This is a genomic window from Nocardiopsis lucentensis DSM 44048, from assembly GCF_000341125.1.
In the GTDB taxonomy this organism is placed as follows: Bacteria; Actinomycetota; Actinomycetes; order Streptosporangiales; family Streptosporangiaceae; genus Nocardiopsis; species Nocardiopsis lucentensis.
In genome coordinates this window covers 1-661 of record NZ_ANBC01000378.1, presented here as the reverse complement: position 1 = coordinate 661, position 661 = coordinate 1, and the positions used below count along the sequence as shown (strand labels likewise).

Here is a 661-nt window from a genome sequence, read left to right as displayed (position 1 = left end):
GGCCCTGCCGCTGCTCCAGGGCTCGGTTCTGGCCCTGGTCCTGCTCGGCGTCCTGGCCGGGCTCCTGGCCCAGGCCGCCCACCGCCGCCTGCTCGGTCCCGGCCTGCGCGACGCCGCCCTCTCCCTGGCCCCGCCACCCACCATCCCCGCCGGGCCGCTGCGCCGCGCCGTACCCGCCGTGTGCGGCGCGATCCTGCTCACCGTGACGGTGTGGGGACTGACCCGAGACCCGCTGACCGTGAGCACCGCCGACCGGCTCGCCTCCCCGTCCTGGGCCCACCCGCTGGGCACCGACGCCGTCGGTCGCGACGTGCTCGCCCGGCTCGGCCACGGAGCCGCCACCACCGTCGGCCTCGCCGCACTGGTGTGCCTGCTGGGCCTGGTGATCGCCCTGATCGTGGGCTTTCGTCCGGCACTGGCGACCGGCGCCGTCGAGATGACCAACGCCCTGCCGCCGGTGATCGCCGGGATCCTCGTCGCCGCCGTGACCGGTCCCGGTCTCCTGGGCGCGTGCGCGGCCATCACCCTCGTGTCCTGGCCGATGCTGGCCGCCCACGCCGCGGCCCTGGTCCAGGAGACCCGCGCGGCCGCCTACCTGACCGCGCAACGCGCCATCGGCGCCCCGCCCCGCTGGATCCTGCTCCGCCATGTGCTCCCCGCC

General features: G+C 77.2%; 1 protein-coding gene. It reads left to right on the top strand.

Translation table 11 applies throughout. The features are described 5' to 3' along the window. A partial coding sequence (locus tag D471_RS0112735) for an ABC transporter permease (protein WP_017598965.1) occupies positions 1 to 661 on the top strand: 661 nt, incomplete at both ends.